We start from the raw sequence: 21362 nt of genomic DNA on the forward strand, positions 1-21362 counted from the left end.
AAATTAAAGAAGAGAGCATTATAAGATAATAAAATAAAGAAAGTGTAAACTTAATAATATTAAGTTTACACTTTCTTTATTTCTAACAGTATTTAAAGTATTGAAAAAATTGGATTTATTTAAACTAATTCCTAAAGTTAAATTTATTAAATAGTTATTTTTTTTTATTACTTTCAGCACTGAGAAGTATTATGATTAAACCTCCGTTTGATATAGTTGGAACTAAACAAGGTTTAAAATCATTGATTTCAAAAATATAACCTCCTATGGTTAATATAAGAGAAATTATAAAACATATATATAGAATAAATTTACAGTATTTTTTAAAATGCTTTTCAGGTAATATGTATTTAAGTGCAAAAGTGACGATTATAGCACCAAGTCCAAGGATTATTCCAAAAAATAAGAAAAAATTTATCATCTATTTACCTCCTATAAAAAATTAATATTTCAATTATACCTTAAGGTTCAATAAACTAATTTGGAGCAATATGATGTACTCGTATTATATAAATTTGGAGATACTATATGAGGATTTTTTGTTTTACTTGCATAAAATTTTTTTGAAAATTATTCAACTCCAAGTTCATCATTAGATGCTTTTTAATTTCAAAATGTAAAAATAATTCTAAAAATTATATCTAGATACAAAAGTAAAAGTATTAATTTATTTAGACTAGAGTTAATTATATAATTTTTCTTCGAAAAATAATTAAAAATGGATTAGAATAGTTTTATTTAGGAGTGAAATCTAAAAATAATATATTATACTGTAAAAACATTTCTAAACATATCTAATTTCACTCCACTTAAATGCTATATTAATCCACTTGTTAGTAAATATACTTTTTTTATGTTAATGTGTAATAGAAAATCTTAATCTAAAGACGTAACTAGTACCTAAAGTGAAATTTTAGAATTGATTATAAAGTATATAGTCAGAAAAATTTAACAAATACTGACTTAGTGAAATTTTAAGAGGAATTTAAAACTTAGTTTATTAAATGGGGAGGATTACATGCTTAATAAAAAAATAACTCTAATAACTTTAATTGTTTTAATGATAATTTTATCTTTATTAACTACTCAATCATTGTTTGTTAATAAAGATACTAATAGTGATGTAGAAAAAATTGCTACATCTAAAAATTTAGAGGATTTAAGTATTCAACAATTAACAGAAATCAGAGATGAACGTATTGATCAAAATGTAGAATATCTTAATAACTTTGGAAAACCTTCAAAGCAAAGTCTTCAAGATCGTAAAAATGAAATTTTAAATTCTGAATGGGGATTAGTTACTTTCTTTAATAAAAATTACAATGACCTAACAGAAAAGGAGAAATTAATAAAGCAAATTAAACTTATTGAGTATCTAAACTATAATGAAGATATAATGTACCCTGCAGGTGAGTATTTTAATTTATCAAATAAAGAGTACGAACTTAGTGAATATTTGTTACAAAATGGAAAAGATTTTAATATTATGTCATATGAGAATCTAAAATTTTTAATTAATAATTTAGAAGATGTATCTAAATTTATTGACTATGATATAAAAGAAGCAATAGACCGTATTTATTCTTCAATAAATAATATTGATTCTTCAATAAAAATTTCACAAGAACAAAAAACAGACTTAAACAATGAGCTAAAAAAAATATCTTTAGATAATAATATAAATATAGAAATTAAAAATAAAATAAAAGAATTACAAGGTTAAACTAATAATTTTTATATACTGTGAATAAAGAGGGTAGCAGATAAGAAACTTAGTAAAAGCTTAAAATAAAAATATGTACAGAGGGGAGAGCATATATAATCTATCAATCTTTTATTTTCAACCAAAAAGGATAGTCAAAAATAGATACTTTTATAATTACTATAGAAATATTCATAAATTAATTAAAAAAATAGATCTCAGCTTTGTCTGAGGTATATTAATTGAGTTATAAATCCAATATGTAGTATCACAAAAAACAACAGAGGATTTTTAAAAGCAATTTTGATGCAGATAGATATTAAAAAGAGTAAGACTAAAAAACTAAAATTTGGATCTTTTAGTTTCTAAAAATATTGAAAATGATAGAATTATTTAAACTATTCCTTAAGCGTAAAGTTTAAGAAGTATTTATTTTTTATGATGAAATCTTTTTAGAGAATTTGTCTTTTAATAGATACCTGATTTTGCTTTAGTAATTATAGTTTTTGCAGCCTCATAAGCAGATAAATTAGTTATATCTATTTTAGGATAAATCATATCATCAAAAGCTTTTCTCGATTCATTTAAAGCTCTTTGAATACGATCATAACTTCTGTTGTCAATATTCATTCTATTAATGTTTTCCTCTTCGCTACACCAAAGTAAAAACGGAATAAAGTTATATTCTTCTTTAGAAATTTCCATTAGAACATTTTGAAACACTTCTTTTCTTCGTCCGTGAAATCCATACGAAAAAACTACAGTATTAATAGTAGAACATTTTAAATAATTAATCAGTAAATCACTAATATTATTTGATATTGTAGGTATTGTGTCATCATTTAAAATAAATGGGTTCATCATCCTACATGAATCAGAATCAATATAAGCTGAATTTGGTAATTGTTTAATAATTTCATTACAAATAGTAGTTTTTCCTATTCCATTTAGGCCACATAAAAATAAAATTTCTTTCATCAGAATACCTCTTCTTAATAAATTAATATTTATAATAAATATTAATTTAACTGTAGCACAACTATTTTTATAAAGTCTTCACTAAAATAGTTGTGCTTGATATCATCCTTTAAAAATACTAGTCTCTAAAGTAAATTTTAAGGAGCAGTTAATAAATTTACTTTTATTTTTTTAGTTATACATATATCATAAATGTTAAAAGGGGGGATAAAATTTATGGAATGTCAGAAATGTAAAATTGAAATGAAGATAGTGGATTTTAAGACTATGCTAGTTGGAGTAAAACCATACATAAGTGCAAAGAAAAAAGGTACCTTTAAAGGTGAAAAGATAAGTGATGTTTTATGTTATGTATGTACTACATGTGGCCATATAGAGTTTTTAGCAGAGAACCCAGGTGAATTTAAGTAATTAAACTATTTCTTAAAAATACATTTAAATGTATCTAGTAAAAAAGTCCTTAAAATCCATTTAGTTGGATTTTAAGGGCTTTATTTTAAGACCCTAGTCCTTAAACTTAAATTTTAAGACTGCTAGATAAATCCTTATTAAATAAAGGATTAAATATTTACTAGTTATTATTAAAAAATTAAAATAAAAAATATTGTCAAATTATTCAAATTAAGCGGATGTGAAGAATCTTGACATAGTGTTTCCTACTGGTGTTCATAATCTTGGCTAGGTTAATATGAAAAAGTTTTGCATACTGAAATTGAAAGGAGAAGTAATAGTGACAATTGGAGGAAAATTAAAACAGGCTAGATTAAAAAAAGAACTAACTCAAGAGAATGTAGCAAATATCTTAAATGTATCTAGAACAACTATTTCAAATTGGGAAGTAGGCAGAAGTTACCCAGATTTAGAAAGTGTAGTAGCTCTTAGTGATTTATATAATATTTCTCTTGATGAGCTATTAAGGGAGGATGAAGATATGGTGAAAAAACTTTCAAATGATTCTAAAGCATTAAGCAAACTTATAAAAATATCTAGAATTGTATGTGTATTATTTATTGTTTTGTTTTTAGTAATAACCTTAACTAATGCAGAAGAAAGCATTGCTGAAAAAAGATGGCAATATTGGTTAAATGAAGGAATGGAAATTCGTAAGGAATTAAGTATCATAATAAAAAATAAGGATATAAATGATATAGATAGCTACAAAACAGATGTAGATCAATTGATTGAATCAAAAGATATTTTATTTTTAAGATTGTATCCAAATAAAGAAAAGGCTTATAAATATTCTAATAAGTCCTCAGATAAAATTTTTGAATATGGAAATTGGAAAGAAGATAAAGAGTATTATGGCGGTATATTCGGAACTCAAGAAAATAATAAGAATCAAATTATTTATTTTATATTCCGAATACCTGAAAATAAAATCTTTGAAATATACCCTTTAATACATAAAACTATCATGTATGTTACACCTTCACTAATAATAGGATATATAGTTATTGAAATCATAAATAGAAAACGAAATAAATAGAAAACATTATTCCTTAAAACCACATTTAAAGATAAGTAACCAAAATGCCCTTAAAATTCATTTATTTAGATTTTAAGGGCATTAACTTTATTTCAAATACATAAGAGAGGCAGGCCATTTACTAAGTTGTTATAATTTATCCTTTATATGCCGCATACACTATTATAGAAAATGCTATACATGTATATACTATTACGATTAAAAGATAATGAAATATCATATTTGATTTTTTATGCATTATCCAATATGCTGATGATAAAACACAGTATATTAAAAATAAATATACAACCCTTACAGGAATTTTATATGGGTTACTATATGGATTTTGATCAAAAAACCACATTGGCCCAAATAAGAAAAATAAAGTTACTACTCCTCCTATAATCCAATTTATTATTCTTAATTGTTTACTCATTTTTTAATCCTTTCATTTTGGCTAACTTATTCTTCTTGGGGTATCTGATTCTTTAAAACAATCTACTAAACCTCTAGGAAATATTAATTTATTTAGACCAAAGTTAATTATATAAAAATTTTTAAAATAATAATTAAAAATGGATTAAAATGGGTTTATTTAGGAGCGAAATATAAAAATAATATATTATATTCTAAAAATTTCTCTAAAAACACATTTAAAAATGTTTAGTAAAAAAGCCCTTAAAATTAAAATAATTGAATTTTAAGAGTTTTATATTTGTTTCATATATATAACTAGTCCATAAAGTGAAATTATATTATAGTTCTATTTTTTATAGTATTCTCACTAGAAATAATGTGATTGCTTTAAATTGATAAATAATGGAGAATAATATAATTAAAGTTCAGAATTGTTATAAATTAAGCATTATATATGGGGGAATAGATTTATGAGTAAAATGGCACTTTCTATGTTATGTTTGTTTTTTACTTCATTAATGATTGGTTGTTCATATAGTATAAAATTAGATTTGCATGGATTTTACCAAAGTAATATGGTAAATGGATATCATGTTCAAATGTTATTTAATAAGGAAGATAATAATTTTTATTGAATATATTGATAATAGAGAGGTTGATAAAGGATCATATGAAGATTTAAGTGATAATAAATATAGAGTGAATGGAGATATACAAAGTTTTGAAATTATATTGGAAGAAGATAATTCTTTTGATATAGCTATATAAAACAAAAAATTTCTACAAGTTTAACAGTATAGAATTCTTTTGTTTTATATAATTTAATCATTTAAATGTTGAAAATATTGAAAGGCAGTATTAGTATCTTTTGAATCTTGTTTTGTATTTTGGTAGTTATTAATTGGAAAACTTAATAAATATATTCCCATTATTGCCAATACACATATAAAGCTAAATAATAGTTTACTATATTTAGGATGTTGCATATTTTATATATTCCTTTCTATATTTATTATGACTATTCTTGTGCGTACCTTGTTCTGTACACTCCTAGTATAAACATTAATAAAACATGTAATACATTCATAAGAATTACCTATCTCAAAATTATTTATTTTCTAATATATGTATACATTTATGTAGATTACTTCTTTAAATACATAGCAAAGATTTTGGATTATCTTATGATGATATGGAGTACTCTAAGAGAGAAAATCAGTTTTGGGGTAAAACAACAAGTAAAGTGTAGCAATATAAAGTAGATAGTAAAGGGTAAACTATTAGGGTTTATCATCTGGCAACAAATTCGCTTGGGTTATATGATTTATATGGACGAACAAAAACTTATTATAAAACATCTAGAGAGAAGCTTATTTTTTAAACAAGAATTTAAATGAATCTAAAATGGATATAATTAAAATAGTGAGGTTAAATTTATTATAAACCCAGGAGGCGATTATATGGAGTATAAGTTTAAACTTACTGTTGATGAGTATACAACAGTATTTAAAGTTATAGAAACGCTTGGCGGTGGACGCGCTTGGATGGTTAAGTTAATGAAACGTGTTATTCTATTTACATATGTAGGGATGTCATTAGCTTTCTTGATATTTCAAGGATTTAAAAGTTTCATTGCCTTTGGTATAGTAGCAGGTATTATTTTAATAGTTTTTTTTATTTCCTTAAGTCCGTCGTTTCTTGATAGAAAACGATCTAAGGTAGTTGCTAATATGTTAAAAAATAAACCTGGTTTACTAGAGGAGCAAATTGTCAAATTTAAAGAAGACCATGTAATCTATTCATATACTAATGTTACTGTAAAAACATACTATAAAGATATTTCAAAGGTTGTAGTAGAAAAAGACGTTATAATGGCACTAGGTCCAAATATCGAGCAATATGTCGTTATACCTTGTTCTATTTTTGTTGATTCTTCAGAGAAAAATAAGGTCATTAATCTATTAAATTCAAAATAAACAAAATAATACCTCAGGATGCATATGTATTCAGAGGTATTATTTTATTTATTATTCTTTTCTTTATTTATCTGTTTCTGTAGTAGTAAACCTACACATAGAACCCATTTATTTGAATTCTATGTGTATTAACTTTATTCTAAACAAAGCCATTATAATTCAAGTGAATGGATTATAATGGCTTTAATTTTATTATAAATATCAAAAGCTACTAATTGATTTTATACTTATCAAAAATTTTATTATCAAAACTCACATTTTTAAGAAAGTATATTAACCAAATTGTAAGGGATATCCAAAAACACCAATCAGAAACTAATACACAACCAATTGATCCTAATAAAAATATTAGGCCATATTTAAAAAAGGTAGTTTTGAAATCTTTACTAAGCTTTAGTTCATCATAGTTTTTTCTTTGAGCTTTTGGAATACAATTATATCCACCTATTAGGATACACGCTTTATTTTTAAAAATAAAAAATATAAAAGCTACTATAAAAAATATGAAAGACATAATTAAAGAATTTAAATACAAATTTAGCCCCCCCCAATGCTTAAGAGATATTATAATATAGTTTATGTTTATTATGAATAGTTATCGTTAATTTATAAAGGACATTTACAACCATATACTAAAAAATTTTTAACTTCACTTCAATAATTCTTAATTTTAGTTAAAATATCAAATTTTTAAATTATATAACTATATTTCTTTTTTATCTTCTGCTTCATCCTTATTTAATCTATCTTTTAATTGTGCCTCAAGTTCTATAATTTCATTAAGAGTACTCTTTAGCTCTTGAATTAATGGATTGTTTCGAGTATCGTAGACTTGTTTTAAAATTGCCTCTTTCTCTGAAAGTTTGAATATATCATTACCATACATTTTTTTAAATACATATATTCTTTCATCAATTAATTCAGATTCTTTACTTAACTCTTCAGCTACAATCATAACTTCCTTTAACTCATTATTAGTTTCAGATATTTTTTTGTTTATATCTTGAAGACTAGTCTGTTCATCTTCATTAAGTAAAGTTTCTTTTTTATCTTTGATTTTTTCTGTACTCTTGATATGGCTATCAACTTTAGCGTTTTCTACTGTATCATTTTTTTTATCTTTATTTTCAATCATGTTTTTTATTTCATTAAGCTGTGATAATTTACGTTCTAAAGACTCTTGAATTTTTTTATTTATGTTTGAATTATATGTAGCGTTTAAGCTTTCTATAGCTAAATGTTTACCTTTATTAATAGCACTTAATTCTTTTAATGATATATCTGTATGTTCTTTATTAGTAGTAACATTGATTTGTATTTTTTTTAAAGAACTGCTGTTATAACTATCTAATAGTACGCTATTATTACTTATATCTAAAATGTTCATATGTTAACCCCCCCTTATTTAATAACTACCTTTCAAATATGATTTAATATAAATGTACGACCTATAAAAATTTACCTTAAGCTAACTATATCCTAAACTGGAACTTGAGAATGTATTACTTTATTTTAGTATATATTTGAAATTTATGAGGAATTAAATCAAATATTATTAAGATTATAAATAAAATTAATACTTTAATTGAAGTACCTAAAAATATGCTTGCATAATTTGATATAAAACTTAGTAAAAGCATTATAATACAGGAATAAATAAAGCGATAAATACTACTTTCAACTCTATATATAGAATTACAATTTTTACATTTTAGTTCTCTTAAAAGTGTGCTTTTTAATCTATCTTTGAATGTAAAAGTATAATTGCACTCTGAGCAGTTTTTCATAATATGCCCCCTTTTTTAACTCTATAATATTAGATTTAAACTATTATCTAAAAGATTGTTTAAAGAAAAGACCTTAAAATCTAATTATTTGGATTTTAAAGGTTTTAATTTTATTTAAAATAAGTTTCATATTATATTGACTCTAATTTAAATTGAAATTTATAAAGATTATATTAACATATATATTTGAAAATAAAGTACAAAATGGACTAAGATAGATTTATTTTGGAGTAAAATATAGATTTTTGATCTCATAAGTTATATTGTTGAATTGTATTACTGGTAAAAAATGAATTAATCTAAGTATAATAATAAAAGAATAAATATTTACATGGATAAACTGATATTTAAAAAAATTATACCTGAAATAGGAGATATTAAATATAAAAATAGATATATTGTCATAATAATATTCTCCTTAAATTTTTAATATTTAGAATATAATAGCGAAATTTTAAGTAGGAATTACCAGTATCAAAATTGGTCTGGTTTTATTCGCAGATTTTTTTATACATACTTCTTGCTTGAATATATATATCTTTTCTTTTAAAATGATTATCCTTAATAGGGACTTTATCTATTAGATAAAAAATTCCAAATAACCAATCTTCATCTTTTTCTTTTATTGCTTTTTCTAGTGAATACTCTAAACTTTTAATATATTTTTCAATGGGGAGACTTGATAAAAATTCAACTGAATCCATACTCCCGGGCCAATTTAAATCTTGTAGTACTTCTACTAATTGTGGAATTGCATACATTAACTGCGGATTAGGTAATTTTATTAATATATTAATAAGATTATCTAAAATGTTTTTTTCAAAATAATTTGGTTCATTAATTAATAAAAAATTGCTAATTATATATTTATTAGTCATAATATAATTTTTTTCAGTTAAGCATTTTTCTCTTTCATTTAAAATTTTATTTATTTTTTTTATCTTAATTAATTTTTTCAATATATTCACCTACCAACTGTTGCTATTTATTTTTATATATTTTGAAATTTGTGAGGAATTAAATCAAATGCTATTAAAACTGTATTCAAAATAGATAAGTCTGTTCAGTTTTTCAGAACAAACCTAATTTTTATTTTACTAAAGGTATTTATAAAAAGTTAGGCTAAAATAGTTACAATTTGGCTATAAATACAAGAATTATCTTTTGAGGATTGATTAAATTTTCTTGATTTATTATCTAATTACGTATAAATTACATCTTTTAGATAAAGTAAAACTAGATATAAAAATACGACTTAATTTTTAAGCTATATCTTTTATATCTAACTTTACTCCACTTTAATACTATATTAATCTATTTGTAATAAATATATATTTTTTTATGTTAATATGTAATAGAAAATCTTAATCTAAAGATATAGCGGGTTTTTAATTGTAATTTAGAAGTTAGCTATAAATGATACAAAAAAATTGAATAATTAGTTAAAATTTGAAGATAGTTTAAAAGTTAAACTATTAAAGGGGGAGATTAAATGCTTAATAAAAAAATAATTATAATAATTCTAGCGATAATTCTATCAGTATCAGTTTCTCAACTACTATTTGCTAATAAAAATGATAATGGTAATGTGCAAGAAATTGCTAAGCCTAAAGACTTAGAAGATTTAAGTATTGAGCAATTGACAGAAATTAGAGATAAGGGTGTTGATAAAAATGTAGGATACCTTAATAACTTTGGTAAAACTTCAAATCAAGAACTTCAAGATCGTAAACTTGGAATTTTAACGTCTGAATGGGGTCTAGTTGCTTTCTTTAATAAAAATTATAGTGACCTAACAGAAAAGGAGAAATTAATAAAGCAAATTAAACTTATTGAGTATCTAAATTCCAAGGAAGGTATAATTGATCCTGCAGGTAGTTACTTTGAAGTAGTAAATGAGGAGTATCAACTTAGTGAATACTTAGTACATAAGGGGAGAGATTCTAATACTATATCATATGAAAATCTAAAATTTTTAATTAATAATCTAGAAGATATATCTAATTTTATTGATTATGATATAAAAATTGCAATAGAGCACATTGATCCTTCAATAAAAATATCACTTTCACAAGAACAAAAAGAAGATTTAAACAATGAGCTTAAAAAAATATCTTTGGATGATAAGATAAGTATAGGAATTAAAAATAAAATTAAATCGTTAGAAGGTTATTAAAAATAAAATTAATAAATTTTATATGACTATTAAGAATAAGTGAAATCAGTATTATAAATTATGATGGACATAGAATAATATAATTAGATTAAATCGTTATAGATTTCAAAATTTATGACAATAGTAAAAGCCATTAGAATCTCAAAATGGATTTTAATGGCTTATAAATCTGTATGCAGTTCCTAAACAGAAATTTTGAGATTTATTAATTTTATAATATATAATACATAAAATATTAAACTATTAACGTCCCAAAGAATCAATTTTCCACTTTGAATGTTCATCTTTAACTAATGTATAGTCTATTTCATCCTCACCGTTGTCTATAGGTGTTTTTGATGCATCTTTAAATTTAATATTATATTTAACTTTATATATTTCAACATTTTTCTTATCAATATTATTACCCTCTGTAAAAGCTTTATATAGATTTTCATCTTTTACTTTATCTATACTTATAATCTTTATCAATTCTATATTATCTAGACTATCTTTTTGTATAGAATCTGGGTAGTTATAACATTTTTTATATTCATCATAATCGTGTTTATTTTTAAATTCAAAAGATTTTTCTATAACTTTAACAGGATTATATTGCCATTCTATTTTATTTTTATAATATACAACTCCAAATATAATTAAAATTCCAACTAAGAAAAAGAGAAATGTTAGTTTTTTATTTTTCATATTAATTTTGGCTCCTTTATATTTTTTATAAATACAAAGTTATTTTAACATATAAACTTAAAATGAGCTTAAATGTGTACTGAAATGACTTTGAATTGGAGTGAAATTTTATAAATATTTTAAAATAAAAAATAATCTTTTTAAGTTAAATTACAATTTGGGACTAAAAAATAACTATTTAGTATAAAAATAACCTTTCTAAATCTTGATTTTTACAACATCTCCATTTTCTTGTTCTATATCTACTAGATTTAGCCCTTTATGTTCTTTATTTAGGTATTTTAAAGCCTTTATAATTACATCTACATCATTGGGTTTAAATGTATAATTTACTTTGCTAATTTTAACTTCTTTATTATAATAGATTTTTATAAATGGCTTAGATACTCTTAGCAAAGTCGTTATAGCACCTAGAGGTAATATTATGTTTATATTAACCTTATCTTCTTTGCTTTTGATGATTACTCTCATACCCAAAACCCTATTTTATCTCTACTATAACTTTGTCATTTCCATCTTCTACCTCTACAATTCTTCCAACAAATCCATTATCTATTGCATCCATTAATTTTGCTATATCTATATTGTATTTTTCAAACTTATCATTGTACATATTTCCTAATCCACCCATTATCTTTATAAATTCTAATGGTATATTAATCTTAACTTTACTTCCATCTTCACTTTTTACTCTTACAAATAATATCTTTCCTTTTTGGCCATCATTTTTTATATCAAAAAAATCATCATTTTCAAATATTTCAGCTTTAGCAACGGTATCACACTTTTCATTAGAATCTAATACCTCTAATAGTTTTATAGCTTCCTCTGCAGTTATTTTTCCCTCTTCAACCATCTTTAAAATTCTCTTTTTATCTTCCATATTGATTACTCCTTTATATTTTAATTTATAATTTCTTTAAAAGATTAATAGCTTCTTCAGAACTTATCTCCTTATTTTCTAACATATCCATTATTTTTTCTTTTTCCTTTGTTGTATCTTTTTTTATTACTAAACCTAGCTCATTATTAATTTCATCAAGCTTACCTCTTACAGTTGGATAAGATATACCCAATTGTTTTTCAACATCTTTTATATTTCCTCTACAAGCTAAAAACACTTCTACAAAGTTTAACTGATCTTTTGATAATCTATCAAATTTTGAAATAGAAAACTCATTTTCTATAATTGTGTTGCAATGATTACATTTTAATTTCATAATCTTCATCTCTTTTGTACAAACAGGACATTTAGTTATAACTTTATGCACTTTATCACCTCTTTTAATATTAGTATATTAAAATATTTAAAGAATGTCATTAATATATTTGATATTTTTAATATTATTTTTAAATATATTAATTTTTATATGCTTATATATTAATAATATTAATTTTACTGTCAATAATTTTAAATAAGTATTTTGCGGATATTTAATAAATACTATTATCTAAATACTTATTTAAATAGATTTAGTAAAAACTAACAAAAAACCTTATAAAATATAAGGTTTCAGACGGTAGATAAACTAAATGCACGGAAATTTCTCCGTGCATTACTAAATATATACTTTATTAAATTAGAAAAATATTAATTATTTTTAATGACGTAAAATTTTATCCATATTTTTGCCTTTTGCCAATTCATCTACTAATTTATCCAAATAACGAATTTCTCGCATTATTGGGTCTTCAATATTTTCTACTCGTACGCCACAGATGACACCTTTAATTAAAAGTCTTGACGGGTTTAGAGTAGGGGCTTCTGAAAAAAAAGTTTCGAAATCTGTATCTTTTTTTAATTGAACTTCTAATTCTTCTTGACTATATCCAGTTAGCCAACATATGATTTCATCAACATCTGCTTTTGTTCGGTTTTTACGTTCAGCCTTGGCTACATAATAAGGATACACACTTGAAACACTAGTTGTAAATATTCGATGTTTTTTCATATAAAACCTCCGTATTGATAACTTAGTTAATTTTAGTATTCATTATATCAAATTTTAATGAAAAGATGTATTACGATATATAGCATAGTTGTTGAATAATGGATATTTAATATTTCTTCCTATGCTATAATTATTTAAAATAGGTTGAAAGGGAGGGATTGGTATGAGTGCTCCAGTTAAAGCAAATATTAATATGGATTTAATTGATAAGATTGATATTAGAGTTGGAACAATTAAACTAGTCGAGGATGTTGAAAAATCAGACAAGTTAGTTAAATTATCTGTTGATTTTGGGGAGTTTACAAGAACTATATTAGTAGGAATGAAAGGTGAAAGAGATAATCCTAAAGAGATTGAAGGCCAACAGGCACTATTTATAGTTAATTTAGCTCCAAAGAAAATGGCTGGTGAAGTTTCAGAAGGGATGCTCTTTGATATTGGATATGCTGATGGTATTATTCCTGTGTTAGCACAACCTGAAAAAGCAGTACCTAGTGGAACAAGAGTTGGATAATTGATTTGTAGTAAACAACATTATAATGATTTAATTTATAAGATTAATGCCCATATAATCCAGATAAATCAAATCAAGCGAATAATCCTGAAGAGTCCGTATATGAGAAAGAGAGAGAAGGAAGGTCATAAAATAGTAAGAACAAATGATGATGGATGTAGAACAGAAAAAATATGGTGTAAAAATAAAAATAAATATAATGATGTATATGTAGGAAAATTATATTTTGGCAAAGAACAGTTTGCAGTTATAACAGATAAAACATTTAATGAAAGACAGGTTAATTTTGTTTGAAGAAGTGATGATATTCAAATTAAAGATAAAAAATAAGGCTTAATTCAAGCCTTATTTTTTTATTACATCTTAAAGGAGAATTTGGAAACTAGTTAAAATTCAAAAACTAATCTCTAAAAAATTATTTCAAGTATTATAGTAAAAAGCTTTATGACGGAATTTTACTTAATTAGTTCAAAATATTTACTTATATAAAGTAAGAAATAACATATTTATAGAAATCTATATCAGTATTAAACAATAAAGACAGGTTTAACACATATATATTAATATATAGCCTAGTTTTTTAGATGATTTTAGTATTCAACTAGTAAATCCATCAAATCAAGAAACTCAAAGAATTTCACTTACGAGAAGAGTAACATTTTAACTAACATCAGATAGTACCATAACACCAGAAATACTGAGGATCGTTTTTGAGTCAATAAGCATATTAAATGTAAGTATAAATATGTATCTGCCTACGTCATAAGGTTTAAGTTCAAATACTAGATTTTTAAATTTTCAGGAAAAGGAGATATTGAGTCATGCGTACATAAATATTAATTGAGATACTATATCCAGATAAAGCATTTGTTCAAAAAATAAGAATATATTTTAGAGCTGGTGCAGTTAGAGATAGTAATATTTTATATCATAACAATAGTTATGGATATGGATTTCTTAGTATAAAAATATTCTTGAACAATTAAGGTAAGGAGGTAAACATGGAAACATCATATACCGTAATTTATCAAGGGGATATAGTTCAAGCTTTCAGTCAAAATAATATTAGTAAATATATGCTTTTAAATAGCCAGCTTGCTGTTATATATGTGCCCGTGAATTTTAATGAAACGATACTAAATATAATACCAGAAGTTGCATGGTGGCAAAGAGAATCGCCATTAAGTTCTTTGATAGAAATAGATGAGTCAACAGCAGGAGGAGTGACTGTTACAGCTGCTTCAGGAACAGACTATATATATAATCACCCATATTTAAATGTATCTGGAGCTGGTATATTAGTTGCTATAATAGATTCTGGTATAGATTATTTACATCCAGATTTTATAAGAAATGATGGTACTAGTAGAATAATATCTATTTGGGACCAAGAAAGTGATAAAAATAATCCTCCAGAAGGGATGATATTTGGAAGTGAATTTAGCCAAGAACAAATAAATCAAGCGATAGCAGATAAAGATCCAACTTTAAGTGTAGATAATATTGGAACAGGAACAATAGCAGCTGGAATAGCTGTAGGAAGTGGGAGATTAAATTCTCTTTATAAAGGTGTAGCAATTAATAGTGAATTAGTAGTTGTTAAGTTAAGACACTATGAAGGGACTTATAAAGAAGGCAGAATAAATTACTTAAATACTGATTTTTTAGCGGCTATAAAGTATGTAATAGATGTATCAAAGAGAGATAATAGATTAGCCATAATAAATTTAACTGTAGCTGATAGATCAAAGTCTATTATAATAACTAATTTATTAGATACTTTTCCTGATTTAAGTAGTTCAGGAATTATTATAGTTAGCGGTGCAGGAAATGAAGGAAATACAGATATTCATTATAATGGAACTTTTAGAGATGACCAAACACCTCAAGATGTAGTTATACAAGTGGGAGAACAAAAAGCACTAGATATTACTGTTGCTGCAAATGGGCCGGGAAAAATTAGTGCATTTTTAATATCACCTTCAGGAGAAGTTAGTGATCCAGTAGAATATTCTCCAGATATTCAAGTATATAAGGGTAAATTTAATTTAGAAAATTCAACTTTTGAAATGTTTCTTACTTATCCATGGATTTTTTCAGGAAATGAAGAGTTATCTATAAGAATAAATGATATAAAGCCTGGAATATGGATTTTAAGACTATTTCCTGAGTTTTTTATAACAGGAGATTATGATGTTTACCTTCCTAATGAAAAGTTAATGGCTAAAGATACCAGATTTATAGATCCAGATTCTTATTCAACAATAACATTATATGGAACAACAGAAAATGTTATAACTATTGGTACATATAATAATAAAACAACTAGTATGTGGATAGGATCATCAAAAGGACCAGTAAAGGAAAGATACACAAAACCAGATATAGTAGCTCCAGGAGTTGATATAATATCAACGTTTATAAACCAAAACTATGCTAAAGCTACAGGAACAGGAGTAAGTAGTTCTTTAGCAACAGGAGCTTTAGCTCTTATAATGGATTATATAAGCCAGCAAAGTGCATATGCAAGAAGAGGACTATTTACACAAGTTCTTAAAACATACCTAATGCTTGGGGCAACTAAAAAAGAAATATATGTTTATCCAAATAGCTCTCAGGGATATGGAATTTTAAATATACAAAACACAATACAAGCTATTGCTGAAATTCTTTAAATATATAGGTATATAAATAAATTAATAAAAAAATATTACTGAAACCAGTAATATTTTTTTATTAATATTTAATATTAATAGTGATATTAGATACACGTTAACTATTTGTTACGCCTAGGATTTATATAATAAATCATAAAGACATTTACTTGATAAAATGTCTATAGTCCACATTGAATAAAAAATTGAAATTACATTAATAAAAAGCTAAAGTAATTAAATAAATACCCAGTTATAATTATGCCTATTGTTACAATTCCTATAAATATAGCTAATAGTTTAGGTTTAACAACCTTACTTAGCATAATAATAGAAGGAAGAGAAAGTGCTGTAACACTCATCATAAATGCAAGGACAGTTCCTATAGGTACTCCAGCCATAAATAATGCTTCAGCTATTGGAATAGTTCCAAATATATCAGCATACATCGGAATACCTACTACAGCAGCTATAAAAACAGAGAGTGGATTATTGTGTCCAAGTACTGCAAGTATTGCCTCTTGTGGTATCCAGTTGTGTATTAAAGATCCTATAAAAACTCCGATTAAAACATACTTATAAACATTTTTTATAATAGCTAAAGTATCTTCTTTTGCATAATTTAATCTTTGTTTTTGGTTAAAGTTTTCAGATTCATCGTAAAGATCCCTAGTATTTTCAGTATATGTCTGAATTTCATCTTCTAATTTAAGTTTACTTATAATAGTTCCACCAACTATTGCAATTATAAGTCCTAGAACTACATATAAAATAGATACATTCATACCAAAGAATCCAGTTAATAATAGTAGTGATGCTAGATCAACCATAGGCGAAGATATTAAAAATGAAAAAGTTACACCAAGTGGTAAACCTGCATTACTAAATCCTATAAATATTGGAATACTAGAACAAGAGCAAAATGGAGTTACAGTCCCTAAAAGAGCTGAAACTGTTGCACCTGATATTCCCTTAAACCTTGTAAGGATTTTTTTTGTTCTTTCAGGAGGGAAGTAACTTTGAATGTATGATATGAAAAATATTAATACTCCTAGTAATATAAATATTTTTATAGTATCGTATATAAAAAATTGAACACTTCCTCCAAGTTTTGAAGTTATATCAAGATTTAATATATTTTCAACAAATAATGTAGTTAAATCCGATAACCATTTCATTCCTAAGATTTGGTCGGTAAAAAAATTAAATACGTTCATCTCAATCTCCTTTAAAATACATCAAAAAAATTTGATATTAGAATTAAAAATATATTAAGTTATTTATTATAAATAAACATTAAAAAAATTGATATTTATGAAATAATAAAAAACTTATATTTTATATTATTCATTATATCAATTTTTTTTGATTTGACAACTGTTTAAAAAAATATTTTTTGTATAACTTCATAAGTCAATATTTTAGAGAGTGTATCTCTGTTAACAGAGTAAAAGTTCCATTTTCCTTCAGAAGTTTTGTTTATAAGACCTACAGAAAGTAATAACTTTAAATGGTATGATAGCTTAGATTGAGATATATCGAATATATCAACTAATTCACATACACAAACACTTTCAGCAGAGTAGAGTTTTTTTAATATACCCAATCGTATAGGATCAGATAAAGCTTTAAAGATTAAGTCTATATTATTCATTACAGTACCTCCAACACTTTATATTATTATAACAAATATTTAATGTTTAATAATATAAAATATTTAGTGTTATTAAATATAAAAATATATTTATATTTAAAAAATAATAGGATATAAAAATAAATAGCTATAAAATATATCAAAAAAAATTGATGCATTAATTTACAAAAACTATTTTTTAGCATATCATATGATTAAAGATTAATATGAAATTGTAAAAGCTTTAGGAGATGAAATGAGAATTAGAATAGCTAATATTTTAAAATATTATAAAGAGACAGAAATTAATTTTAATACTGTATCTAAAGTTAAAGATATAATTTAAAAAATAAACGAAAGAAAATTAAATAGGAGGCAAATATGAAAATAGCAGTAATATCAGATATACACAGTAATATATATGCACTTAATGAAGTTTTATTAGATATTGAAAAAAGAAATATAGATATGACAGTATGCACAGGTGATTTAGTAGGCTATGGAACTCGACCAAATGAAGTTATAGAGACTTTAAAAAGAGAAAAAATACTTACTATAATGGGAAATTATGATGAAGCAATAGGAAATTCTAAAATAGTATGTGGATGTGATTACCCAGACCCAAAAGATGCTGAAAAAGCAGGCCTTTCAATACATTTTACAGGGAAAGAAACCACAATTGAAAATAAAGTATTTTTAAGAAATTTACCCCAAGAGGTAATATTTACTTTTAATAATAAGACTATAAGATTTGTTCATGGAAGTACAAGACTTATAAATGAGTATTTAAAGGAAAATTCTAAAGAAGCAGATGAAGTTATGAGTGAGCTGGTAGAAGATATATTAGTCTGTGGTCATACTCATATACCATATGCTAAGTTCTATGGAGATAAATTACTTGTAAATGCAGGTAGCGTAGGAAAGCCAAAGACTAATAATCCTAATGCAAATTATGTAATCATAGATATAAAAAATGAAGATGAATTATCAAAACCTCATTCAAGTGTTGAAGTTGAAATAATTGAAGTAGAGTATAATTTTGAAAAATTAGCAAAAGAAATTGAGAAAAATGAAATACTACCAAATGATTTTGCAAGACTTATAAGAGAGGGAAGTTCAAAGTAAATATATTAATATAATCTTATTTATTCTTAAGTATTTATACCATCAATATAAAATGACTAATAAAGTTTATGCCCTTAGAATCCATTTATTTGGCTTTTAAGGGCATAAACTTTATTCTAAACATACAAACTAATCCTAAAGTGAAATTTGATGATTGGCCAAAATCACTTTTAAAATAAGCTTAGAATCAATTCTAAGTATTTTTTATTTTTACTAAATTAAATTTTCTTAAATTATAAAATATATTATAAAAATGATTGAGTTTGGTATTATACCAAAGATTAGAATGAATATAAAATCATTAGATTAAGAGGTGGATATAAATGAAAAAATTTAGCGATATAGAATTATTGAAAGTGTGCGAAGAAAGGTTAGTAAATGAGTTTCATAAAGAAGAAATAAAACCTTATGAGCTAGTAAAAAGATTAATAAAAGAAGAAAAATATATGGGATATGGACTTTATGAAGGTGATAAGCTCGTTGCATATGCATTACTATGTAAATCAGAAAATAGTGAATACATAATGTTAGATTATTATGTTGTAGAGTCTGAATTTAGAGGGACAGGATATGGAAGTAAATTTTTAAATGAGTTATATGAAATTACCAAGTCATATAAAGGTATAATATGCGAAATAGAAGATCCAGATTATGCAATTGATAAAGATGACTTAGAATATAGAAAAAAGAGAATAAAATTCTATGAAAAAAATGGGTTACACCATACAAATGTTAGAAGTTCAGTATTCGGAGTAAAATATATAATTATGATTATGACTCAGGATAAATTTGTTGAAAAACAAGTTGAAGAGAGTTTAAGAAGTATATATAAAGGACTATTTGGAGCAAAAGTACTAGAAAAACAAATTGATATAAGTATAGTTTGATAAAATATTTATTAGTTGTTGGATTTAGCATAGAAATGTACCATAATTATATTAATGAGTTAGTTAGAAAATAAGACTATTAAATAAACATCATATTTTAAAGTGCATAAAAATTGACTATTTAATAACAAGCATAAAGCTAAACTATATTAAATATATTTAGGGGGAATTATGGAATATACAGAGAAGTATCCGATTCTAGAAATAAACTTAAATAAAATTTATCAAAACACAGAGTATATAGTAAATCTATGCAAAGAAAAAGATATAACCGTAGCAGGTGTAGTAAAAGGGGTAAATGCACAAATAGAAGTAGTAAAAAAAATGGTAGATGGAGGATGCAAATATATAGCAAGCTCTAGAATAGAACAGTTAATAGATATAAGGAAAAATAAAATTGAAAATGAAAATATGCTAATTCGTATGCCTATGGTAGGAGAATTAGAAGAAGTAGTAAAATACATTGATATTAGCTTAAATTCAGAAATAGAAACTATAAATAAAATAGAAAAAGAGTGCAAAAAGCAAAATAAAGAGCATAAAATAATTCTTATGATGGATTTAGGGGATTTAAGAGAAGGAATATTTGATGAAAATGAATTTATTAATACAGCCTTATACATAGAAAACAACTTAAAATATGTAAAACTATATGGAGTAGGAACTAATCTAAGTTGTTATGGATCTATAAAACCATCATATGAAAATTTGAATAAATTATGTAATGTAGCAACAAAGATTGAAAATCATATAGGCAGAGAATTAGACTTAATATCAGGAGGTGCAACTACTACATTACCTTTAATAATAGAAAATAATATACCTAAAAAAATTAATAACTTAAGAGTAGGTGAAGCAATATTAGTAGGACGAGATTTAATAGACTTTTGGGGATATGATGTAGATGGAATTAATAAAGATACAATAATTTTAAAAGCTGAGATAATAGAATTAAAAAATAAGCCATCCTATCCCATAGGGGAAATGTTTATAGATGCATTTGGAAATAAGCCAACATATGAAGATAAAGGAGTAAGAAAAAGAGCAATATTAGGAATTGGTAAACAAGATTTTGTTTTTCATGATAGCTTAATACCGTTAGATGAAGGCATTGAAATAGTGGGAAGTAGTAGTGACCACCTTATAATAGATATACAAAATTCCAATAAAGAATTTAAATTGGGAGATATATTGGATTTTGGAATGTTTTATCCAAATGTACTTTACTTAACATCATCTAATTATGTTAATAATAAGTATTTATACTAAAAATATTTATTATTATATTTCACTCCAGAATAAGCCTATTTTAGTTCATTTTTAATAAAATAAAGTTATTTTATGTTATATTCAATAACTAAACGTAATACATTAGGCATAGTTCCAAATGGAATTTCTATACTGAC

General features: G+C 24.4%; 27 protein-coding genes. 13 read left to right on the forward strand and 14 right to left on the reverse strand.

What is annotated here, in order from left to right:
- Positions 1-154: 154 nt before the first annotated feature.
- Positions 155-421, reverse strand: coding sequence for a hypothetical protein (locus JNUCC81_RS05165; RefSeq protein ID WP_454095602.1), 267 nt, complete (start codon positions 419-421; stop codon positions 155-157).
- A gap of 597 nt (positions 422-1018) precedes the next feature.
- On the opposite strand from JNUCC81_RS05165, the gene JNUCC81_RS05170 reads away from it, so the two are divergent.
- Complete coding sequence (locus JNUCC81_RS05170) at positions 1019-1723, forward strand: hypothetical protein (RefSeq protein ID WP_454095603.1); 705 nt, start codon at positions 1019-1021, stop codon at positions 1721-1723.
- 447 nt (positions 1724-2170) lie between these two features.
- On the opposite strand, the gene JNUCC81_RS05175 is transcribed toward JNUCC81_RS05170, so the two are convergent.
- Positions 2171-2680, reverse strand: coding sequence for a hypothetical protein (locus JNUCC81_RS05175; protein WP_454095604.1), 510 nt, complete (start codon positions 2678-2680; stop codon positions 2171-2173).
- A gap of 216 nt (positions 2681-2896) precedes the next feature.
- Here JNUCC81_RS05175 and JNUCC81_RS05180 point away from each other — a divergent pair, with 216 nt between their 5' ends.
- Positions 2897-3091, forward strand: a complete 195-nt coding sequence (locus JNUCC81_RS05180; RefSeq protein ID WP_454095605.1) for a hypothetical protein — start codon at positions 2897-2899, stop codon at positions 3089-3091.
- 319 nt (positions 3092-3410) lie between these two features.
- Positions 3411-4169: a helix-turn-helix domain-containing protein gene (locus JNUCC81_RS05185; protein WP_454095606.1), complete on the forward strand. Its 759-nt coding sequence runs from the start codon at positions 3411-3413 to the stop codon at positions 4167-4169.
- A 136-nt stretch (positions 4170-4305) separates the two neighbouring features.
- Here JNUCC81_RS05185 and JNUCC81_RS05190 read toward each other — a convergent pair whose 3' ends face one another.
- Positions 4306-4584: a hypothetical protein gene (locus tag JNUCC81_RS05190; RefSeq protein ID WP_454095607.1), complete on the reverse strand. Its 279-nt coding sequence runs from the start codon at positions 4582-4584 to the stop codon at positions 4306-4308.
- A gap of 451 nt (positions 4585-5035) precedes the next feature.
- Here JNUCC81_RS05190 and JNUCC81_RS05195 point away from each other — a divergent pair, with 451 nt between their 5' ends.
- The 3 genes from JNUCC81_RS05195 to JNUCC81_RS05205 all read left to right on the forward strand — a co-directional run bounded on the left by JNUCC81_RS05195 (position 5036) and on the right by JNUCC81_RS05205 (position 6541).
- Entirely contained in the window at positions 5036-5200 is a 165-nt protein-coding gene (locus JNUCC81_RS05195; protein ID WP_454095608.1) for a hypothetical protein, read from the forward strand.
- Positions 5157-5333, forward strand: coding sequence for a hypothetical protein (locus tag JNUCC81_RS05200; RefSeq protein ID WP_454095609.1), 177 nt, complete (start codon positions 5157-5159; stop codon positions 5331-5333). The genes JNUCC81_RS05195 and JNUCC81_RS05200 overlap by 44 nt, the downstream gene beginning before the upstream one ends.
- Positions 5334-6025: 692 nt before the next feature.
- Positions 6026-6541, forward strand: coding sequence for a hypothetical protein (locus JNUCC81_RS05205; protein ID WP_454095610.1), 516 nt, complete (start codon positions 6026-6028; stop codon positions 6539-6541).
- 211 nt (positions 6542-6752) lie between these two features.
- On the opposite strand, the gene JNUCC81_RS05210 is transcribed toward JNUCC81_RS05205, so the two are convergent.
- The 4 genes from JNUCC81_RS05210 to JNUCC81_RS05225 form a co-directional block, all read right to left on the reverse strand.
- Complete coding sequence (locus JNUCC81_RS05210) at positions 6753-7076, reverse strand: DUF3784 domain-containing protein (protein WP_454095611.1); 324 nt, start codon at positions 7074-7076, stop codon at positions 6753-6755.
- A 168-nt stretch (positions 7077-7244) separates the two neighbouring features.
- A complete protein-coding gene (locus tag JNUCC81_RS05215; RefSeq protein ID WP_454095612.1) occupies positions 7245-7928 on the reverse strand; it encodes a hypothetical protein in 684 nt (227 codons plus the stop codon).
- Between the two features lie 115 nt (positions 7929-8043).
- Complete coding sequence (locus tag JNUCC81_RS05220; RefSeq protein WP_454095613.1) at positions 8044-8328, reverse strand: hypothetical protein; 285 nt, start codon at positions 8326-8328, stop codon at positions 8044-8046.
- Positions 8329-8819: 491 nt separating this feature from the next.
- Positions 8820-9287, reverse strand: a complete 468-nt coding sequence (locus JNUCC81_RS05225; RefSeq protein ID WP_454095614.1) for a hypothetical protein — start codon at positions 9285-9287, stop codon at positions 8820-8822.
- Positions 9288-9820: 533 nt separating this feature from the next.
- Between JNUCC81_RS05225 and JNUCC81_RS05230 the strand changes: the two genes are divergently transcribed.
- Entirely contained in the window at positions 9821-10504 is a 684-nt protein-coding gene (locus tag JNUCC81_RS05230; RefSeq protein ID WP_454095615.1) for a hypothetical protein, read from the forward strand.
- Between the two features lie 243 nt (positions 10505-10747).
- Here JNUCC81_RS05230 and JNUCC81_RS05235 read toward each other — a convergent pair whose 3' ends face one another.
- The 5 genes from JNUCC81_RS05235 to JNUCC81_RS05255 all read right to left on the reverse strand — a co-directional run bounded on the left by JNUCC81_RS05235 (position 10748) and on the right by JNUCC81_RS05255 (position 13143).
- A complete protein-coding gene (locus tag JNUCC81_RS05235; protein ID WP_454095616.1) occupies positions 10748-11191 on the reverse strand; it encodes a DUF4829 domain-containing protein in 444 nt (147 codons plus the stop codon).
- Between the two features lie 198 nt (positions 11192-11389).
- Positions 11390-11662, reverse strand: a complete 273-nt coding sequence (locus tag JNUCC81_RS05240; RefSeq protein ID WP_454095617.1) for a hypothetical protein — start codon at positions 11660-11662, stop codon at positions 11390-11392.
- Between the two features lie 10 nt (positions 11663-11672).
- Entirely contained in the window at positions 11673-12074 is a 402-nt protein-coding gene (locus tag JNUCC81_RS05245; RefSeq protein WP_454095618.1) for an SHOCT-like domain-containing protein, read from the reverse strand.
- Positions 12075-12099: 25 nt separating this feature from the next.
- Positions 12100-12462, reverse strand: coding sequence for a DUF2089 family protein (locus JNUCC81_RS05250; protein WP_454095619.1), 363 nt, complete (start codon positions 12460-12462; stop codon positions 12100-12102).
- A gap of 330 nt (positions 12463-12792) precedes the next feature.
- The gene (locus tag JNUCC81_RS05255) at positions 12793-13143 is read right to left on the reverse strand and encodes a DUF2200 domain-containing protein (RefSeq protein WP_454095620.1); all 351 of its coding nucleotides are present in this window, start codon (positions 13141-13143) and stop codon (positions 12793-12795) included.
- 163 nt (positions 13144-13306) lie between these two features.
- Here JNUCC81_RS05255 and JNUCC81_RS05260 point away from each other — a divergent pair, with 163 nt between their 5' ends.
- The 3 genes from JNUCC81_RS05260 (at position 13307) to cspC (ending at position 16332) form a co-directional block, all read left to right on the forward strand.
- Positions 13307-13657, forward strand: a complete 351-nt coding sequence (locus JNUCC81_RS05260; RefSeq protein WP_454095621.1) for a hypothetical protein — start codon at positions 13307-13309, stop codon at positions 13655-13657.
- 102 nt (positions 13658-13759) lie between these two features.
- The gene (locus JNUCC81_RS05265; RefSeq protein WP_454095622.1) at positions 13760-13951 is read left to right on the forward strand and encodes a hypothetical protein; all 192 of its coding nucleotides are present in this window, start codon (positions 13760-13762) and stop codon (positions 13949-13951) included.
- 707 nt (positions 13952-14658) lie between these two features.
- The gene (gene cspC / locus JNUCC81_RS05270; RefSeq protein ID WP_454095623.1) at positions 14659-16332 is read left to right on the forward strand and encodes a bile acid germinant receptor pseudoprotease CspC; all 1674 of its coding nucleotides are present in this window, start codon (positions 14659-14661) and stop codon (positions 16330-16332) included.
- A gap of 191 nt (positions 16333-16523) precedes the next feature.
- On the opposite strand, the gene JNUCC81_RS05275 is transcribed toward cspC, so the two are convergent.
- Positions 16524-17528: a permease gene (locus JNUCC81_RS05275; RefSeq protein ID WP_454095624.1), complete on the reverse strand. Its 1005-nt coding sequence runs from the start codon at positions 17526-17528 to the stop codon at positions 16524-16526.
- A gap of 164 nt (positions 17529-17692) precedes the next feature.
- The gene (locus JNUCC81_RS05280) at positions 17693-17965 is read right to left on the reverse strand and encodes an ArsR/SmtB family transcription factor (RefSeq protein WP_454095625.1); all 273 of its coding nucleotides are present in this window, start codon (positions 17963-17965) and stop codon (positions 17693-17695) included.
- Between the two features lie 360 nt (positions 17966-18325).
- Between JNUCC81_RS05280 and JNUCC81_RS05285 the strand changes: the two genes are divergently transcribed.
- From JNUCC81_RS05285 to JNUCC81_RS05295, 3 genes are all read left to right on the forward strand, one after another.
- Positions 18326-19069: a metallophosphoesterase family protein gene (locus JNUCC81_RS05285; RefSeq protein ID WP_454095626.1), complete on the forward strand. Its 744-nt coding sequence runs from the start codon at positions 18326-18328 to the stop codon at positions 19067-19069.
- Positions 19070-19392: 323 nt separating this feature from the next.
- Positions 19393-19956 carry a GNAT family N-acetyltransferase gene (locus tag JNUCC81_RS05290; RefSeq protein ID WP_454095627.1) on the forward strand — a complete coding sequence of 188 codons (564 nt, stop codon included), beginning with the start codon at positions 19393-19395 and terminating at the stop codon, positions 19954-19956.
- A gap of 171 nt (positions 19957-20127) precedes the next feature.
- Positions 20128-21225: an alanine racemase gene (locus JNUCC81_RS05295; RefSeq protein ID WP_208332954.1), complete on the forward strand. Its 1098-nt coding sequence runs from the start codon at positions 20128-20130 to the stop codon at positions 21223-21225.
- The last annotated feature ends 137 nt before the right edge of the window (positions 21226-21362 follow it).

Source organism: Faecalimicrobium sp. JNUCC 81, assembly GCF_053667625.1.

Coding starts and splice junctions, on each gene's coding strand:
- JNUCC81_RS05260 (WP_454095621.1), top strand. CDS start 13,307: ATGAGTGCTCCAGTTAAAGCAAATATTAATATGGATTTAATTGATAAG.
- JNUCC81_RS05255 (WP_454095620.1), bottom strand. CDS start 13,143: ATGAAAAAACATCGAATATTTACAACTAGTGTTTCAAGTGTGTATCCT.
- JNUCC81_RS05165 (WP_454095602.1), bottom strand. CDS start 421: ATGATAAATTTTTTCTTATTTTTTGGAATAATCCTTGGACTTGGTGCT.
- JNUCC81_RS05170 (WP_454095603.1), top strand. CDS start 1,019: ATGCTTAATAAAAAAATAACTCTAATAACTTTAATTGTTTTAATGATA.
- JNUCC81_RS05220 (WP_454095613.1), bottom strand. CDS start 8,328: ATGAAAAACTGCTCAGAGTGCAATTATACTTTTACATTCAAAGATAGA.
- JNUCC81_RS05245 (WP_454095618.1), bottom strand. CDS start 12,074: ATGGAAGATAAAAAGAGAATTTTAAAGATGGTTGAAGAGGGAAAAATA.
- cspC (WP_454095623.1), top strand. CDS start 14,659: ATGGAAACATCATATACCGTAATTTATCAAGGGGATATAGTTCAAGCT.
- JNUCC81_RS05235 (WP_454095616.1), bottom strand. CDS start 11,191: ATGAAAAATAAAAAACTAACATTTCTCTTTTTCTTAGTTGGAATTTTA.
- JNUCC81_RS05285 (WP_454095626.1), top strand. CDS start 18,326: ATGAAAATAGCAGTAATATCAGATATACACAGTAATATATATGCACTT.
- JNUCC81_RS05295 (WP_208332954.1), top strand. CDS start 20,128: ATGGAATATACAGAGAAGTATCCGATTCTAGAAATAAACTTAAATAAA.
- JNUCC81_RS05200 (WP_454095609.1), top strand. CDS start 5,157: ATGTTCAAATGTTATTTAATAAGGAAGATAATAATTTTTATTGAATAT.
- JNUCC81_RS05290 (WP_454095627.1), top strand. CDS start 19,393: ATGAAAAAATTTAGCGATATAGAATTATTGAAAGTGTGCGAAGAAAGG.
- JNUCC81_RS05230 (WP_454095615.1), top strand. CDS start 9,821: ATGCTTAATAAAAAAATAATTATAATAATTCTAGCGATAATTCTATCA.
- JNUCC81_RS05240 (WP_454095617.1), bottom strand. CDS start 11,662: ATGAGAGTAATCATCAAAAGCAAAGAAGATAAGGTTAATATAAACATA.
- JNUCC81_RS05180 (WP_454095605.1), top strand. CDS start 2,897: ATGGAATGTCAGAAATGTAAAATTGAAATGAAGATAGTGGATTTTAAG.
- JNUCC81_RS05280 (WP_454095625.1), bottom strand. CDS start 17,965: ATGAATAATATAGACTTAATCTTTAAAGCTTTATCTGATCCTATACGA.
- JNUCC81_RS05175 (WP_454095604.1), bottom strand. CDS start 2,680: ATGAAAGAAATTTTATTTTTATGTGGCCTAAATGGAATAGGAAAAACT.
- JNUCC81_RS05205 (WP_454095610.1), top strand. CDS start 6,026: ATGGAGTATAAGTTTAAACTTACTGTTGATGAGTATACAACAGTATTT.
- JNUCC81_RS05195 (WP_454095608.1), top strand. CDS start 5,036: ATGAGTAAAATGGCACTTTCTATGTTATGTTTGTTTTTTACTTCATTA.
- JNUCC81_RS05275 (WP_454095624.1), bottom strand. CDS start 17,528: ATGAACGTATTTAATTTTTTTACCGACCAAATCTTAGGAATGAAATGG.
- JNUCC81_RS05265 (WP_454095622.1), top strand. CDS start 13,760: ATGAGAAAGAGAGAGAAGGAAGGTCATAAAATAGTAAGAACAAATGAT.
- JNUCC81_RS05215 (WP_454095612.1), bottom strand. CDS start 7,928: ATGAACATTTTAGATATAAGTAATAATAGCGTACTATTAGATAGTTAT.
- JNUCC81_RS05190 (WP_454095607.1), bottom strand. CDS start 4,584: ATGAGTAAACAATTAAGAATAATAAATTGGATTATAGGAGGAGTAGTA.